At 53.9% G+C, this 15,562-nt stretch carries 14 protein-coding genes; 3 read left to right on the top strand and 11 right to left on the bottom strand.

Annotated features, from left to right (window positions below; translation table 11 throughout):
• Positions 1 to 6: 6 nt before the first annotated feature.
• Positions 7 to 855: a GNAT family N-acetyltransferase gene (locus ATO67_RS07560; protein WP_067646344.1), complete on the bottom strand. Its 849-nt coding sequence runs from the start codon at positions 853 to 855 to the stop codon at positions 7 to 9.
• 318 nt (positions 856 to 1,173) lie between these two features.
• Between ATO67_RS07560 and ATO67_RS07555 the strand changes: the two genes are divergently transcribed.
• Together ATO67_RS07555 and ATO67_RS07550 are read left to right on the top strand one after the other, a co-directional pair.
• Positions 1,174 to 1,842 (top strand): haloacid dehalogenase type II, encoded by a 669-nt coding sequence (locus ATO67_RS07555; RefSeq protein ID WP_067646341.1) that lies wholly within the window; start codon positions 1,174 to 1,176, stop codon positions 1,840 to 1,842.
• A gap of 27 nt (positions 1,843 to 1,869) precedes the next feature.
• A complete protein-coding gene (locus ATO67_RS07550) occupies positions 1,870 to 3,147 on the top strand; it encodes an NAD(P)/FAD-dependent oxidoreductase (protein ID WP_067646338.1) in 1,278 nt (425 codons plus the stop codon).
• 40 nt (positions 3,148 to 3,187) lie between these two features.
• On the opposite strand, the gene ATO67_RS07545 is transcribed toward ATO67_RS07550, so the two are convergent.
• The 7 genes from ATO67_RS07545 to ATO67_RS07520 form a co-directional block, all read right to left on the bottom strand.
• Positions 3,188 to 4,645, bottom strand: coding sequence for an NAD-dependent succinate-semialdehyde dehydrogenase (locus ATO67_RS07545; protein WP_067646337.1), 1,458 nt, complete (start codon positions 4,643 to 4,645; stop codon positions 3,188 to 3,190).
• A 16-nt stretch (positions 4,646 to 4,661) separates the two neighbouring features.
• Positions 4,662 to 5,708, bottom strand: a complete 1,047-nt coding sequence (locus ATO67_RS07540; protein WP_067646334.1) for a tartrate dehydrogenase — start codon at positions 5,706 to 5,708, stop codon at positions 4,662 to 4,664.
• Positions 5,709 to 5,722: 14 nt separating this feature from the next.
• Positions 5,723 to 7,186, bottom strand: coding sequence for an aldehyde dehydrogenase family protein (locus ATO67_RS07535; RefSeq protein ID WP_067646331.1), 1,464 nt, complete (start codon positions 7,184 to 7,186; stop codon positions 5,723 to 5,725).
• Positions 7,187 to 7,199: 13 nt separating this feature from the next.
• The gene (locus ATO67_RS07530; RefSeq protein WP_067646329.1) at positions 7,200 to 7,562 is read right to left on the bottom strand and encodes a cupin domain-containing protein; all 363 of its coding nucleotides are present in this window, start codon (positions 7,560 to 7,562) and stop codon (positions 7,200 to 7,202) included.
• Positions 7,563 to 7,935: 373 nt separating this feature from the next.
• Positions 7,936 to 8,070, bottom strand: coding sequence for a hypothetical protein (locus tag ATO67_RS23705; RefSeq protein ID WP_280940015.1), 135 nt, complete (start codon positions 8,068 to 8,070; stop codon positions 7,936 to 7,938).
• Positions 8,071 to 8,173: 103 nt separating this feature from the next.
• On the bottom strand, positions 8,174 to 8,473 hold the full coding sequence (locus tag ATO67_RS07525; protein WP_067646326.1) for a hypothetical protein: 300 nt from the start codon (positions 8,471 to 8,473) through the stop codon (positions 8,174 to 8,176).
• Between the two features lie 85 nt (positions 8,474 to 8,558).
• Complete coding sequence (locus ATO67_RS07520; protein WP_157940961.1) at positions 8,559 to 8,879, bottom strand: hypothetical protein; 321 nt, start codon at positions 8,877 to 8,879, stop codon at positions 8,559 to 8,561.
• Positions 8,880 to 8,924: 45 nt separating this feature from the next.
• On the opposite strand from ATO67_RS07520, the gene ATO67_RS07515 reads away from it, so the two are divergent.
• Positions 8,925 to 9,818 (top strand): DMT family transporter, encoded by an 894-nt coding sequence (locus tag ATO67_RS07515; protein WP_067646320.1) that lies wholly within the window; start codon positions 8,925 to 8,927, stop codon positions 9,816 to 9,818.
• Positions 9,819 to 9,882: 64 nt separating this feature from the next.
• Here ATO67_RS07515 and ATO67_RS07510 read toward each other — a convergent pair whose 3' ends face one another.
• The 3 genes from ATO67_RS07510 to ATO67_RS07500 form a co-directional block, all read right to left on the bottom strand.
• Complete coding sequence (locus ATO67_RS07510) at positions 9,883 to 10,275, bottom strand: DUF5615 family PIN-like protein (protein ID WP_067646317.1); 393 nt, start codon at positions 10,273 to 10,275, stop codon at positions 9,883 to 9,885.
• Positions 10,272 to 10,976 carry a hypothetical protein gene (locus tag ATO67_RS07505; RefSeq protein ID WP_067647258.1) on the bottom strand — a complete coding sequence of 235 codons (705 nt, stop codon included), beginning with the start codon at positions 10,974 to 10,976 and terminating at the stop codon, positions 10,272 to 10,274. Before ATO67_RS07505 ends, ATO67_RS07510 begins: the two co-directional genes overlap by 4 nt.
• Positions 10,977 to 11,198: 222 nt before the next feature.
• The gene (locus tag ATO67_RS07500) at positions 11,199 to 14,633 is read right to left on the bottom strand and encodes an NACHT domain-containing protein (RefSeq protein ID WP_158667346.1); all 3,435 of its coding nucleotides are present in this window, start codon (positions 14,631 to 14,633) and stop codon (positions 11,199 to 11,201) included.
• Positions 14,634 to 15,562: the final 929 nt, after the last annotated feature.

Below are 15,562 nucleotides of genomic sequence, written 5' to 3'. Positions count from 1 at the left end.
CCAGGATCAACCGAGGGCCTGACTGGCCAATGCAAATGTTTGAGGGGCAAATGTTTGGGTTGTGGTGGTGTCGCGCGGCTTTCCATCACGGACCATGGCTATGCCGCCGCCGACATGGGACAGGCCAAGCTCCGTCAGCCAGAGTGCAAGACCGCTTTGTTCGCTCGTGTCGACGCGAAGGAACTGCCCCTGTTTTCCGGCAAGGAGAAATGACAACAGCATCCTGGCTTCCGAGGCGTTTTCCGCTACCACGGGGCCGATGACTTCGCCGCGTCCGAAGCGACGTATGGCCCCAAAACCGACAACGCGATCATCGCGACGAATGACGGCGAGGCGGCCATTGTTGGCGAGATAGGTGATGAGGTCGCGACGATCCATGCCGCAGGCGGCGTGATCGAGGCTCATGCATTCCGCTACATCCGAAGCATTTGCCCACTCCACACCGTCAGGCGGTGGGACGGACGATATCAGGCCCTGGTGCTGAACGATGCGGTGCGCTTCGCGAAATCCCAGCTTCTGATAGAGCGGCAGCCCGTCTTGCGTGGCAACCAGTCTGCATTCGCGTCCACTTGCGGCATTCAGCGCAAAATCCATCAGACGCTTGCCGATGCCCAGTCCACGCATGGCCTCATCGACGATGACCATATTGATGGTCGCGACATCATCTCCATAAAGTGTTGCCATGGCCGTTCCTAGAACGCGATCCCTGTGAACAGCAGCAACGCCTTTGCTGAGCGACGAGCCCATCGCCCAATCCTCGATCCGGTGCGGCCATTGCGCTTGCTGCGAAAGCGCCAGCGCACCTTCCAGATGGTGCGGCTTAAATTCGACAAGATCGATCTGGCTTGCCAGCATGGCGTTTTCCTCGTGCTATGGTTGGTTTCTTTGATAGACCCTTGAGCGAAGAAGATCGTCCCGACCTTGACACTTGTTCGATCAGTTTGCGCTGTCTGCAATAGTGCGCGCCGCATCTTCTGCTGCGGGGAATACTCTTCGATGTTGGCAGCGTCGCTCAAGCCAGGGCTCTGCGGAACTCTCTGCCAAAGCTGTGCTTCGATACGCAACAATCTGCTTCGCGGAATGGTAATTGCGGTGAGCGCAGCCGAAATCCTACGCTTATGATGACCTTATAAGAGAGCGCAGCCATATGGCCAATCCATGAGGACAAACGACATGACCCAGTTTCGCCCGAAATTCATCACCTTCGATTGCTACGGCACGCTGACCAACTTCCAGATGGCGGAAGCGGCACAGACGCTCTACGGCGAGCAGCTGGATGCTGAAAAAATGGCGCAGTTCATCAAGAACTTTGCCGCCTATCGGCTCGACGAAATTATGGGAGACTGGAAGCCCTACAATGAAGTTGTCCATAATGCCGTGGAGCGCGCCTGCCGCAAGAACGGTGTCACCTTCAAGGACGAAGACGGTCGTTTCGTGTATGAGCAGGTGCCGAGCTGGGGTCCGCATGCGGATGTGCCTGCTGGTCTCGCAAAAGTCGCCAAGGAAATTCCGCTGGTCATTCTGTCGAACGCCATGAATGAGCAGATCATGCACAATGTGGAAAAGCTGGGCGCGCCATTCCATGCTGTCTATACCGCCCAGCAGGCCAATGCCTATAAGCCGCGTTTCCAGGCTTTCGAATATATGTTCGATATGCTGGGCTGCAATCCGGAAGACGTTCTGCACGTCTCCTCGTCCTTCCGTTACGATCTGATGTCGGCGCATGATCTCGGCATCAAGAACAAGGTCTGGGTCAACCGTGGCCACGAACCGGCCAATCCTTATTACGGCTACACCGAAATCAAGGATATCTCGGGCTTGCCGGGCGTCGTTGGGCTTTAATCCATTTTATAGAGGGGAATGAGGACGATGCAGTTCAAATCCTACTGGCACGACACGGCCCCGATCTTTGCCTCTGCTGCGACGGGACAGGTCGAAGGCACCTTCGATGTGGCCATTATCGGTGGCGGCTTTACCGGTCTGTCCGCTGCCCGCAGTCTGGCGAAGGGCGGAGCCAAAGTGGTTGTGCTGGAGGCCCAGCATGTCGGCTTCGGCGGCTCCGGCCGCAATGGCGGACATCTTAACAACGGCATCGCTCACAGCTTCGTCTCCGCAAAGGAGCATCTTGGTGTAGAGCGCGCTAGCGCGCTCTACCGCGCCTATGATGATTCCGTTGATACGATCGAGGCAATCGTCGCCGAAGAGGGCATCGATTGCAGCTTCCGGCGTGCCGGCAAACTGAAACTGGCATCGAAGCCAGCACATTTCGACGCGATTGCCAAAAACTTCGAGGTCGTCAACCGAGAGATCGACCCTGACACGGCGCTTCTCTCCAAGGCTGATCTGAAAAGCGAGATCGGCTCGGATAATTTCCATGGTGCGATGCTCTCGAAAAAAAGCGGCATGATGCATATGGGTCGTTTCGTGCATGGCATCGCGGAAGCCTGCGTGCGCCATGGTGTGACGATCTTCGAAAAAGCACCGGTCACGGATCGCAGCGAACAGGGCGGTATTCACAGGCTGACCACACCGCGCGGTACTGTCGAGGCACGCAATGTCATCGTTGCCACCAACGCTTATACCGCGGGGCCATTCGATTATTTCAAGCGCCGCATCATCCCCGTGGGCAGCTTCATCGTGGCGACACGGCCGTTGAGTGATGCCGAAGTCGCCTCCGCCATGCCCGGCAACCGCACTTGTGTTACCTCCATGAATATCGGCAACTATTTCCGGCTGTCACCGGATAACCGTTTGATCTTCGGTGGGCGCGCGCGGTTCTCCGCGACGTCCGATGCGCGTTCGGATGCGAAAAGCGGTGAAATCCTCAAGAGCGGACTGGCTGACATCTTCCCGCAAATGCGCAGCGTCGATATCGACTATTGTTGGGGCGGTCTGGTGGGCATGACCAGCGATAGGTTCCCGCGCGCGGGCGAAGTTGAAGGCTTGAATTTTGCCATGGGCTATTCCGGCCACGGCGCACAGATGTCGATCCATATGGGAACGCTTCTCGCAGACAAACTGCTCGGCAAGCCAGACCGCAACCCGTTGAAGGGGCTGGTTTGGAACGCTGTGCCTGGCTATTCCGGCAAACCGTGGTTCCTTCCCGTCGTCGGCTTCTACTACAAAATGTTGGACAAGTTTCAGTGAAAAGAAAGCCCGCAACGGTGACGTTGCGGGCTGTTTTGTTTCAGTTCAATCCACCGATGTGGAAAGACTTCGTTTCAAGATATTCTTCGATACCGCATTGCGCGCCTTCGCGACCGAGGCCGGATTGCTTCACGCCGCCGAATGGCGCCACTTCGGTAGAAACGGAACCGGTATTAAGGCCGATCATCCCGAATTCCAGCGCTTCCGCGACCCGCCAGGAGCGCTTCAGGCTTTCGGTATAGAAATAGGCGGCAAGGCCGAACGGCGTACCGTTGGCAATTTTGATGGCCTCTTGCTCCGTCTCGAAGCGGAAAAGCGGCGCGACAGGCCCGAAGGTTTCTTCTCCTGCCAATAGCATATCGGTCGTCGCACCGCCCAGCACGATGGGGGCGGTGAACTGATCGCCTTCTGGTAATTTGGGCGGTGTCGAAAGGATTTCCGCACCCTTGGAGAGTGCGTCTTCGATATGGCGGTTGATCTTGTCGATGGCGGCGGCGTTGATCATCGGGCCGATGTCGATGTTCGCCTCTGTGCCCGGTCCAACCTTCATCGCCGACACGCGCGCCGAGAGCTTGGACGCGAAGGCATCGTAAACACCGGCCTGCACCAGAATACGGTTTGAACAAACGCAGGTCTGGCCGCCATTGCGGAATTTGGACGCGATGGCGCCTTCAACAGCAAGATCAAGATCGGCATCGTCGAACACGATGAAGGGCGCGTTACCGCCGAGCTCAAGGCTCAGGCGCTTGATGCTGTCAGCTGCACCGCGCATCAGAAGCGAGCCGACACGGGTGGAGCCGGTGAAGGAAATCTTGCGGACCGTTTCATTGGCCAGCAATTCGTTGCCAATCTCGGTCGGCATACCGGTGACGATGTTGATGACACCGGCGGGAATGCCCGCCCGCTCTGCCAATACACCCAGTGCCAGCGCCGAATAGGGCGTGAACTCGGATGGCTTGATGACGACCGTGCACCCGGCGGCAAGCGCAGGCGCGACCTTGCGAGTGATCATGGCATTCGGAAAATTCCACGGCGTGATGATGCCGCAAACGCCAACCGCTTCCTTCAGGACGACGATGCGGCGGTCGGCAGTGGGCGAGGGAATGGTGTGGCCGTTGATGCGTCGGGCTTCTTCGGCAAACCATTTGACGAAAGACGCGCCGTAGCGGATTTCACCCTTGCCTTCGGAGAGCGGTTTGCCCTGTTCCATGGTCAAGAGAAGCCCGAGATCGTCCTCGTGCTTGATCATCAACGCAAACCATTTTTCCAGCAGCGCTGCGCGCTCCGCATGGGTCTTGGCTTTCCATGGAGCAAAGGCTTTTGCTGCCGCATCGATGGCTGCGCGGGTTTCGCCACCGCCCATATCCGGCACAGTGCCGAGCACTTTTTGCGTGGCGGGGTCGATTACATCGACCGTTTTGCCCGATGATGCATCCAGCCATTGGCCGCCGATAAGTCCCTGCTGTCTGAACAGATCCTGATCTTTCAGAAAACTCATGCCGTTCTCCTCCGTTTTAAGCCAGCACTGCCAGAACGGCGGCTGTAATAGTGTCCGTCTTGTCCTTGCCGGGCAAGGTGCCGATACCCTTTGCCGTTGCGGCTTCGATTGCCGAGATGATATCGGCGGCTGCTTGTTTTTCGCCCAGATGATCCAGCATCATCGCACCCGACCAAATGGCGGCGATGGGATTGGCAATACCGAGATGCGCAATGTCGGGCGCCGAGCCATGCACAGGCTCGAACATCGACGGAGCCGAGCGATCCGGGTTGATATTGGCCGAGGCCGCAAAGCCGAGCCCGCCCTGAATGGCTGCACCCAGATCGGTGAGAATATCGCCGAACAGATTGGAAGCAACGACGACATCGAGACTTTCCGGTGCCATCACCATGCGCGCGGCCATGGCGTCGATATGATAATTCGTAACCTCCACGTCGGGATATTCGGCAGCGATTTTCGCGGTCATCTCATCCCAGAACACCATAGAATATTTCTGGGCATTGGACTTGGTGATAGACGCCAGTTTTTTACGACGGGAGCGTGCCTGCTCGAAGCCGAACCGCAGAATGCGCTCAACACCCGTGCGCGTAAAGATCGAGGTTTCGACGGCAACTTCATCCGGCGTGCCGACGTGAACGCGACCACCCGCACCGGAATATTCCCCTTCCGTGTTTTCACGAATGCAGAGAATGTCGAAACCTTCCTTCTTCAACGGCCCCTCGACGCCCGGTAGCAGGCGGTGGGGACGGATATTGGCATATTGCACGAAGGCTTTGCGGATCGGCAGAAGCAGACCATGGAGTGAAACGGCGTCCGGAACCTCGGCTGGCCAGCCGACGGCACCCAACAGAATGGCGTCAAATCCGCGTAGAGTTTCGATGCCATCTGATGGCATCATCGCGCCGGTTTCCTTGTAGAAGGCGCAGGACCACGGAAACGTCTTGCCTGTCAACGTGAAGGTTCCGTCTTTCCTGGCGGCGGCCTGCAACACAGCCCAGGCGGCATCGGTCACGGCTGTGCCGATGCCGTCACCGGGAATGAGTGCGATGGAGTGGTTTTTCATGTGCAATATCCGCCTTAGAGATCGATGAGAACACTTTTGGACTTCCGGTTTGCCATATAGGCCTCCCGTCCCAGATCCTTGCCGATGCCGGAGCTTTTGTAGCCGCCGGTCGGCAGAATATGATCGCGAGAGCGGCCATAACGATTGACCCAGATCGTGCCCGCCTGCAACCGTCTGGTCACTCGAATGGCCCGCGAGAGATCGCGCGTGAAGACGCCTGCTGCCAGACCGTAAGTGGGATGATCGGCCAAGGCCAGGGCCTCTTCCTCATCCTCAAAGGTCTGCAAGGTCAGCACCGGCCCGAAGATTTCCTCGGTGACGGCAGGAGAATCCTGCGTGACGTTGCCGAGCAGCGTCGGGGCGTAGAAGTAACCGTCGCGATCCATAATCTGTCCACCCGACAAGCACTCGGCGCCGGCACCGATGGCTGCACGCACAATCGCGTCGATCCGTTCGATCTGCTTTTGCGAAATGATCGGGCTGTATTGGGTTTTCTCATCCCATGTCGGGCCGGTCTCGACTTTGCGCATGATGGAGGTGATCGCTGCAATCAGTTCCTCCGCAATCTCCTTGGCGACGATCAGGCGTGAACCCGCGACGCAGGCCTGCCCTGCATTGGAAATGATGCTCTGCGCAACCGCTTTCGCCGTGCGGTCGATATCGGCATCGGCAAAAACCACCTGCGGACTTTTGCCGCCAAGCTCCAGCGTCATCGGCTTGATACCGGTGCGCGCGACATTCTGCATGATGGCAGAACCTGCTGCTGTGGAGCCGGTAAAGCTGACCTTGGATATATCCGTGTGACCGGTCATGGCATTGCCCGTCACCATGCCATCCCCCAGAACGACATTGATGAGACCTGCAGGAATACCGGCCTCGACCGAAAGCTCTGCAATATGCAGTGTCGAAAACGGCGTCATTTCGGAGGGTTTCAGCACAACGGCATTGCCCGCTGCCAGAGCTGGCCCCAGCTTCCACCCGGCCATAGACAGAGGGAAATTCCATGGCGTGATGGCACCGACGACACCGTAAGGCTCGGTCATGATCATGCCGAGGCTGGCATCGGATGTTGGAACGAGATCGCTGCCTTCCTTGTCTGCAAATTCCGCGAAGAAACGAATTTGTTCGGCAGTCACAGCGATATCGCCTGCGATCAGATGCCCGACGGGGCGGGTAGATGATACCGCCTCAAGTTTCGCCAGATATTCGGCATCTCGCTCGATCAGATCGGCCCAGCGTTGCATGGCGTTGACACGGTCGCGCGGTCGCACACCGCCCCAGTTGCTGCTCTTGAGCGTAGCCTTGGCCGTCTGAACCGCTTGATCCACCAGGTCGGCACTGGCAATCGGGCAATAGCCGAATGCAACGCCATCGGACGGGCGGTGCATGGCAATGCCTTCGCTGGCCATCACCCTTTCGCCGCCGATGAAATGATACTGCGGCAGCGAAATCGTGTCTGGGTCGAAACTGAGCGTCATCGCCTGTCGTCCCCTATGCCGGGTCGGTTACGGTCACATAAATCTTGCGAACGGTCTCTATCGTGCGCCAGACGCCGACGAAGCCGGGCTTCATCATGAAGCTGTCGCCTGCGCGATAGGTAACGGTGTCGCCGTCTTTTTCTTCCAACTCGATAACGCCGGAAATGATGTGGCAGAACTCGTATGTCGTGCCTTTGATGGAATGCGTCTCTCCAGGCGTGGCTTCCCATATGCCGGTATGAACGGTGCCATCGCGGCAATCGTCCAGCGCCCAGGTCTTGAAGGATGGATTGCCGGAAATCAGCCTTTCAGGCGTTGGCGTTGCTTCCTTCGGCGTGGTCTGCGGGTTGGGGTCAATACGGGTGATAAGCGACATGGAAAGCCCTTTCTGGAATGTTCAGTAGCCGCGGCCGCAGTTGAGTGACAGGTCACGCCGTTGATGGCGTGTGCGCTGCGGCTCCAGCTCGACAAAGTCACTCAAAACTGGCGTGTTTCCCACGGCAGGATGAACTGAAGCTACGATAGATCGCAGCACATCTGACCGATTTTCGGCTTAATCGCGCAATCGCGCTCCCAGGTTAAGGCTTGGTGGCAACAACCGTTTTCGACTCGGGTTCAGTCAAGCGCTTCGCTTTGGCCTTCGTCTACTTGATGTTCAACAGATCGGGGGTCGAACTCGCGCTATTGTCTTCCGCGAAGGGTGGTGCCGTCTCACCCAGTCTGTGCTGGGGAGAGAGTGGATCATTGTTTCAGCTGGCTTCCTTGTCCTTTTTCGCCTGATCATGATGCCACTTGATGGCGTAGAACATCCCCACGCCCAGCACAATAATCTTGAGCGGCAAGAGGACTATGGGGAACCAATCGACCCAACTCGAATCCATCATTTTGAATACTTTCCGGCTTTCACGCAGCGCTATCTGCGGAGATAGCGCTACCCCCAAACTGCAGCTTCAACAACCTGTCGTTTTGCCGCAGCCCGTGCCACCACTACCCTGCGGCCACTGTCTTATGCCGGTCTATCCGGTCTCGAAGTGCGGCAACAACGGCCTGCAAGAATGCGTTGCGCCGGGGGGCAGACGTTGCCAACAGTGTCTTTTCCAGCCGGTCGTGAATCTTGCTCATGAACCCAACGTGGTCGAAGCTGTGAGCAGCAATGTTCACCTCGACCTCTTCCATGTAGTGAGAAAGATGCGGGCCCAGTTCCAGATTTGCATCCGTCTGGTAATGAGCCGCCATTTGCTCTGCAAGTGTTCCCATTTGGACGTAGGGGCCATACTTCTCGCTCATACCTTCTCCCTTTTCTAACCTGAGCAAATTACATAGACACGGTTACTTGTAAGCACGAGATGTTTCCCCCGCCATCGCGAAAACGTTATCTTTGCCCAACCGGATGCCAGCACTTTTTGCCGGGCAATAACCCGAAGCGCCCGAATTCCGCCTTTGCCAGCGGCTTCTGATGCGCGCCGATGGACGGCTGCGACAGAAACGATCCCACCGCCCCTCTCACATTGGTGTCAGTGGCATCGATCCAGATGTAATTCCCTTCATCTTTGACGCGGTCGAGAAACACCTGCACCTTGACGTCGATTGTCTTGCAAAGCCGCGACATCGGCTCTCGAACCCTGACTGCCTGGACCAGCTCATCGACCGAACGTTCCGAAATACGCTGCCGTAATTTGATAGATCGTAACACAGGACTCGGCTAGTACAGATTATCAGCAGTATCGTGGTGAAGTGCATGGCAGGATCATTGGAAGCAAGGCCGCTTTTCGGCATCGGGCTGGCGGCCATGGGCTACTCCTGTTTTGCTCTTCAGGATGCGCTCGTCAAATGGCTTGTCGAAAGCTACGAGGTTCCTCAGATCCTCTTTGTGCGAAGCGCCGTCATCGTTCTGATTACCGGCGTACTGGCATATCGCTATCGCCACCCCTCCATCCTCAAAAGTAAATATCGCGGTACCGTCGTTATTCGCGCAGCCCTCATGCTCACCGCATGGATGCTGTTCTACAGCTCCGCGAGATATCTTGGGCTGGCGGAACTCACCACCCTCTATTTCTCCGCACCCATCATGGTCATGGTCCTGTCCATCTTCGTACTGAAGGAGAAAGTCGGCGCAGGCCGCTGGATAGCCTGCGCGGTCGGTTTCATTGGAGTCGTCATAGCTGCCAATCCCGCCAACTCTCCAAACTGGCTTCCGGCAACACTCTGCATCATCGCAGGCTTCTGCTGGGCATGGAGCACCATCCTCATCCGCCTCGTCAGCAGAAGCGAAACGACATTAACGCAGATGTATGCTACCAGCGCACTGTTCGGCATCGCCTGCGCACTGTCCTTGCCCTGGCTTTGGAAAAACCCGGATGCACAGGGCTGGCTTCTTATGATCGCGGTCGGGCTCGTCTCGACCATCGGGCAATATCTTCTCTACGAAGGCTTCAGACATGCGCCCGCATCATCGCTCGCACCAGTGGAATATACCGGCCTCATCTGGGCCTTCATCTATGGTTACGCCATCTGGACGGAAGTACCGGCAATCAACGTCTTTATCGGCGCAATCCTCATCGTCGCGGCAAGCCTTGTGCTTGTGAGTTGGGAACGGCGGAGTATGAAAATTGCGAAGGAACGGATCGGCTGATGCATCCGTAAAAGTGGTGACGTGCTTGATTGAGAAAGCCAGCCGCACAAAAGCGCTATGCTGACTATATCTGTTTGATACGCGTACTCGACATAGGCAGTTCAAACATGGCACCGCCTTGCACCAGCGCAGATTGAGCCTCTATCGTTTGCCACAGCGCCAAAATGCGCTCCATCTGTTTGACGAGAGGAGACTTGTAAAGCCCTTTTGAAAGAAAGAAGCCGACGAGATGTGACGCGCGAAAGGCATTGTACTCGGCTTTGTTACGAGTAATCCGGCGATCCCCTGAAAGAACCACCCACCTGCCTTCGGCGCTTAGCTCTCGAATCCATTGCAAATCTGTTACGCCGGGGCCGTACCGTTCCCGGACGTGGATGATATCGTGTTTTCCATTGAATAAAGCATTGAGAGAGCGAGCAAGCGCAGGAGGAAGATTTTCATCTACCAAAACCTTCAAGCGGCCCTCTTCAAATCGTTTTCGAATTGCACCGCATCACGCACAACAGAAACCGGCACATCGTATATCCGCGCCACGTCTTCCACCGAACCCTCCGCCTCAACCGCTTGAGCAAGCGCTATCGTCGGGACTCCGAAGTCTGACGCGATAGGCTGGCCGAAAGACCGGGCCGGATCGATTACAATGGATTTCTTGCCGTTGAAAGGACGCCAACGCGCAACAGCGTCATCTTCAATATCTAGGTCTTTAAATGTTCGGTCGATAACCTGCTTGAAGACATATTGCTTCTTTTTGAGGTCGAGCATCTTGGCGTCCCCAACCCGCTCAATGCTTTCCAGAAAAATCGTGCGCCCATCCGTCTGGAAACGCAGCGTTGAAAATGGGCGGTCCTCCCCAGCGCAATCCTGCGCATATTCAAGGCAGTTGCGAATGGCCAGCAAACCGACGCCCGCATCCAGAAAAGCTTTCACGAAACGCAATTCGATCAGGTCACGGAAGCCTATTTCAAGATGCTCTTCAACGTTGGCATGTTGTGCTGTCCACAGCGGTGGAACCTGCCGCACAGCATCGTCACGCTTGTATGTGTAACCACGCAGCCAGCGGTTGACATTAAGAGGAGCAGTTTTCAGCAGGCGCGCAGCCTCCGGCGCGGTGTAGGAGCCTACGCCGATTATGTCCGAATCCAGAGCGCGAGTTTGCATTGAGGTCATGGTTGTAAAGTAGCCGTAAATTGCGCTGCTGCAAGATGGATTTTTTGTGTTGTATTCGTTTGAAGCGTAGGGTTCGTTTGTGATTGGCGTCTTGGTGCTTCATTCATTGGCCGTGTGTTTAAGCGATGATGGTGGAGGGCCCGGAGAGAGCGCCCATCCACCTAGCCTCCAGAGTTGGAGACATATTAATCAAGCCGACTCTGGATCGTAATACTAGGCTGTCGGGTTTCGACGACTGACCTTCTTGCGAGTGTGAGACGAGCCTGTTTCAGGTTCAGACGTGTAAGTCGTAAACCTGTCTGGCCAACCGGCAGATACTAGCATCTCATACGTACGAGAGCTCTCTGTCTCACACAGCTCGATCGCTTTGCTAAGCGCTTCCTTGTCACCAAGATACAAATCCCTAAATGCCACAGCAAATTGGAGAGGATTGTAGCGGCATTCTCTGGAGGCAATGACAAGGTCTTCCAGTCCCGTAGGGGCGTCAGTAGATGCAGCTCGGTTTGCTCGCACCCAAACATCGACCAGCATTAACCAACAAGCCCAGTTGAAATCGTCTTCTGTTGCAAGACTTTCAGACAAGCGCGCGGTAAGGGCTTGCCACTCGTTGTAGTCGAAATACCGGCCAATGGCCTGCGGAACCAGCGCACTCAGCGTAGCCTTTAAGGTTTCCTCCCAATGGCCTGATGGCGTCAGATTCATTTCTTTGACAAATGACGGAACAATGGTTTCCCGCATTACGTCGGAAGCAAGGATCATGCGTGTATAACCACCAGCATCCACATTTACCGTCTTCAGCGAGCGCCGTATCAACGCCATCTCGCGTGTTCGCCTCGGTTTACCATTCTTCGGCGTTCCAGGTAGTGTCGCTCTGCTTCCTGGTTTCCTGTAGAAAAAGCGCAACCGTTGTCGTACGGCTTCGCTCAAAGTGTTTTCGTTCCCGCGAAGATTCAACTGCGGAACATGACTTAGCCAACGGTGGAAAAACTCTTCGATTAATTCCCCTCGTTCTACTCGCTCTTCGTATCCATTTGCGGGGTTAATGCAATACGCTAAAGCCTCCCGAAGCGATGGGTGAAGGTTCGCCTCCCCAGCCAGTGCGATTAGATTCATTGTGTAATCACGATGCGGCCCTCGTCCAATGCTACTCAGAAGGCTCAGACTACGGCTCAAGAGTCTTTCTCCTACTTCATTTGGGTCGAGTAGGATTGAAATCCCTAGGCCGATGGCCGAAGCAGCGTTCGAATCCGGATCTTGGAACGCATCAATGGTCTGTCTGAGGTACATTTCCCCCCAAATCGGGGAAGTAGGTCTAGCTCCTTCGGGTCCAAATAAAAGTGGCTCGACGAAGCTGTGTCTACCGAAGTCTACCGCTGCGCGAATTTCCGGATCAAGAGGCCCAAGGTCGGCACTTTGGTTAATCAAGGCCAACGTTAGCTTGTCTAGTGGCGAGGCGTGGTCGAATATTTGTTTGAAAACTAACTTAGCAGTTTCAAGGTTCGAATGTTCTTTGAGAGTCCAAGACCTAATAGCGTTGTTTATAGTTCGAATATCGTCGCGCGACTCTGTCTTTATGAGTATGTCAAATACTTGATGACAAATCTGTTCAGCCTTTTCCTCGGCAGGTTCGATACCGTCCCTTAAAAGTCCAACCAGCAACAACGTGCAATCACGAGAAGGTTTCGAGAGATTGGCTTCACATAATTTCTCAACAAAAAACGCCTGGGCTGCGGCCGATTTCAAGCTAGCGACCAACAAGCGAACAACCTCTCGCCATCGAGGGTTTTCAAGATCACCGTTCAACTCATTCCAGATGGACAAAGCTCCACCCACCTCGCCGTAGGTTGTGAGATATGTAGCTGAAAGATATTCTTGAAACGTTAGATGAATAAAGCTGTAAAGACCATCGCCTGCTTCGATCATCAGCCCTGCCGATGATTTCACAAAAGTAAAAAACTCTTCTGCTTGATCTTCAGACGGCTCATCTCTGTCGCGTCTTTTTTCTTTGGTCTCGATATGCTCTGTAAGGAATTTGACTATCTCGCCGTGCGGTGCGACCGCTCGCCCCTTAGCCTGGAGGCTATTCCTATGCATCCAGTAAGCAATTGCTTCGACCCTTAACCGATTCCGTTGTTCAATGCGTCCTTTTATCGGCTCGTCATCTTGTTTTTTTGCCTTACTCCAAGTGTTTAGAAGTGTTTCTGTGCATTTTTGATACAAAACTACCCGTTGATCAGGGAGAACTGCGTCTATTCTGTGAACTAGAGTAACAATTGTTAGAAGAAGAGGGTTTCTGGAGAGATCTCTTATCGCATCATTGTCGGGGTTGTTAATTACCTTAACGAGGTCTGCGATGTTTCTTTTCCGCTCTACTTCCTCTACTATCCTCTCTTCGTACCAGTCTGATACAAACTCTTCGATTTCATTTAGGCGAAGTTTCGCAACTCGAAAATGGCGATATGGTTGGTCGAAACGAACATCCGCTTCATAGCCAACAATACGAGAAGTCACTATAGCAGTGTTTATAGGGTAGCTGGTACAAAACGAGTCTATTCGCCGCCGCATTAATCCCTTGAATTGCGGCCCGGGAAGTTCATCAAGCCCGTCGAAGAATATTATTGCTCGCCCACTCTCTATATAGGCTTCAAAAAATTCTTTGTCGGCCGCGCCTATACTGAAGTCCGCTTGAACGCTTTCGACGATATAATCTATGAGGGACAAGTTCTTCCGGATTTTTATTTCGTCAGCGTACCGTCTTAAGGTTATGACAATTGGAAGGCGATCGTCTGATGCTCCTGCGCACCGTTTCTGAAGTGCAGGAGTAATACCGACCAACGCGAGGAACGAAACAAGCGTTGATTTTCCAGATCCGGGATCTCCTAGTATGATTGATTTTTTGCCAGGAGCAATCAATGAAACTGGCTCAATCCGAGGCGTTTCATCATTCTCTTCTGGCGAAGATTCAGTTACTAGGGATAAGGGAATGTAAATATTTTCTAATGGTACCCGGCGAGACGCTTCTTCCTTGTAGACGGACATACCTACAAATTCTATGCGACCAAATCTGCGTCGCATGTTTTCGTCATATTGCGCTCGCACCTCCTGAATTGTCTTTCTTCGCGCTTCTCCTAGAGGGACCAAAGATGGGTAATAAAAAAGGCAAAGGTGCCTCGCTCGTAAAAACATTGACAAAATTTTTGTGTGGCCAATGTGCTCGATCTCAAATCGGGATCGGTACTTTTCTCGCAAGGCTTCGAACCAAGCTATATCGCCGCCTTCTTTTCGTCTTCCAGAATTCGTCAGATCATCAGGCGTTACAAGAACATAGGTTGAGATTTTATTTTCGGAATCCTCAGCTGCATATTCGATTCCGGCTGAAATAATGCTTCTATGCTGACTACTTAGCGGGGATCGATAAAACTTGTACTGGTATCCCGTTATTTTGTTACCTCTACGACCATAGCGATAGCTATCGAGGCCGCGAAAATCCCCGGCGGAATCATCCAAGGGCTGAAATTTGTTTCCTTCACCTCGCCATTCATTGAAAAGAAGTAGATCAATAATTCGGCCGAATTCCTTTCCTCCTTCCGTTCCATCGGGAAGAATTTCACTTAAGGTTGGGAGTGCGGGAAGACGGGGACCGGACATACGCATGATCTCTTGCTCGCAGCATTGATTGTTGAGAGGCTAGTACACACGCACAGGTTTGATTCGGCAAGTAGTTTGGCATAAGTTCCGTGCCTGCTAGGAGCGATTTCGACGATATTCTGATCGCAAAAACTAAATACTTTTTCGAGGGGTAGTTAAGCCGCCTTTAGCAAGCATTCCCCCATAGGGTGATCCCGGTTTGCCTTGTCGTAATTTCCACCTGACATTCGTTTGATCTTCCATCGCCATTTTTCACGATATCTGAAAGGTCATAAGGCAGGTTAAGGGGTTTGTCGGTAAGAGTATGTCTCTATGGACACAGGCTTTGCGATGAATTTAAAGAATCACAACGTTGGAGCCGTTATATCATCTTAGATAAATAGGAAAATATTCACATTTTGATTTACGACGAGATATCTTTCCTTTATAGTGCCTGAAGTCGCGTTCTTGTGCTGGCAACCCAGATGAAGAAGGTGGCGGGTTTTGTTTTGATGGTACTCAGTCATCGGAGCCGAACTCGATAAATGAAATGCTCGCTTTGCAGGCGGAATAACCCGTTGGTGACCCTATGGGCAGGACGGGCTTCTTATTGCAAATCGATGTATTTCGCGCAGGGCTGAGTTTGGAATGCGGTTAGTGGCAGAGAAGAGTAGGAAGACGAGGAAATTAGATTTCAGCCTGGCGTGCGGGCCCGGATGCTGGCTGGAAATGTGGTTTGATAAATGGGGGCGCTGAGAGGTGCCACACATATACAGTTGCGAGGTAGCTTTCAGCGCCCCGTTGAAATGGCTTGTTTAGCTTATGGTTTGACGAGCAACGAAAGTGATGACGCGAGCTCAATGAGTTGCGTGAACGAATAAGTGTTTCTTGGTGAAGGAAAGAGGTGGAATCGAAGGATAAAACGCAAAGATATAAAATCTTTAAATTCA

The organism is Agrobacterium bohemicum (assembly GCF_001562555.1).
Classification (GTDB): domain Bacteria; phylum Pseudomonadota; class Alphaproteobacteria; order Rhizobiales; family Rhizobiaceae; genus Agrobacterium; species Agrobacterium bohemicum.
Note: the sequence above shows the minus strand (reverse complement) of the source record. Positions and strands in the feature narration are given on the sequence as shown.